General features: G+C 68.6%; 1 protein-coding gene. It reads right to left on the bottom strand.

Annotation, left to right across the window (positions count from 1 at the left end; translation table 11 throughout):
- Window positions 1-1,272: DUF222 domain-containing protein (locus ACFWWU_RS37215; protein WP_384153627.1), on the bottom strand; the 1,272-nt coding region annotated here is incomplete at its 3' end.
- Window positions 1,273-1,386 lie beyond the last annotated feature (114 nt).

The raw sequence follows: 1,386 nt of genomic DNA, 5'->3' as shown, positions 1-1,386 counted from the left end.
CTTCCACCAACTGATGTGGTGCGCCTGCGTGTGCGACGGCGGCCGATTGCACGCCGGCCATGCGCAACCGCCATCGCGCTCGACGAGTGCGAGCTTCTGCGCAGCGGTGAAGAGTCGGGCGGCGCGGCCGAGCTCGAGCGGCTCGGAGCGGTGGTCGAGCAGCAGCGGGCTGATGCCGGCCGACATCGCCAGCTCGCGCGCGGTCGCGACCGAGACCGGCTGATCGATGCCGTCGATCGTGGCGTGGCCCCGACCCGCGACGAGGGACTCGGCGTCGATGCGCGCGACCACCGTGACCTGTCTGAGCGCCGCGGGCGCCTGCTTCGCCCCGAGTGAGAGGCGAGCGATGTCGGCGAGCGCATCGGCGTTCATCTGCGCGATCGTGCGCTGCTCCTCGAAGAGATCATCGGGATCGCCGACGGCGCGAGGTTCGCCGATCGTCTGAGGCTCGCCGCCGTTGCGCGCCGGCGCCTCATCGAGCGATGCACCGAACCCGCGCTTCGCATCTCGTGCCCGGTGCAGCTCTGCGCTGACGAGCGCCTCGACCGCGAGCTTGATCGGCGCACCGTTCGCCGGGTCGAACGCACCCTGCAGCTGGATCATGCCGGCGCGATCCTCCCAGATGCGCAATCCCCGCTGCGAACGCAGCTCGTCTTCGCGCGGCTTCACGCCGTCGGGATCGAGTCGAGCCTGCAGCTGCTTGACCAGCCGTGCGAGCCCGTCGACACCGACGATCGGCGCCCGCTCGACGAGGAACCGCTCGGCCTCGCCGAGATCGGTTCGGTCGGCGCGTACGGCCACGGGGTCGAGGAACCGGCGGATCATGTCGGCGGCATCGACGCACAGCGAGCCGGCCTCCAGGCCGGCCGCCAGATGCGGATGCCGCGCCGGCAGCACCTCTCCGGTGAACGAGGCACATGAAGCCGTCGCCTCCCCCACTGCCACGAGCTTCGCCGCGTCGCTGAATCTGCTGCCGGTGACCGATGCGATCAGACGTGTGGGCGAGGCGTATCCGTGGCGGCGCGCGACATCGTCATCGCCGCCCATGCGAGCGCGACGCGCAAGCTCTGCGGCGCACTTGGTCTGCAACGCCTGCACGCGGCGTGCGAGGTCTGCCAGCGACTCGGTCACACGCACCAGCCCGTCACCGCTCATGGCACGAACATCGTGCTCTGCTTGGGCCGAATCACCCTGCAACGCGTTCGCCCAGGTGGCATCGACCTCAGCGCACGCCGACCGCAACTCGGTGAGTGCGGCGGTCGCATCGGGCATGCCTCATTTTACCGCAGATCAGGTCGAGAATGGAAGATATGTTCGAGAGTTTCACGCATTTCGCTGTTCATAAATAGAACAGGTATTCGCACACGATCCGGCGCTGCATGGAGC

Source organism: Streptomyces sp. NPDC058650 (genome assembly GCF_042717315.1).
Classification (GTDB): domain Bacteria; phylum Actinomycetota; class Actinomycetes; order Streptomycetales; family Streptomycetaceae; genus Streptomyces.
Note: the sequence above shows the minus strand (reverse complement) of the source record. Positions and strands in the feature narration are given on the sequence as shown.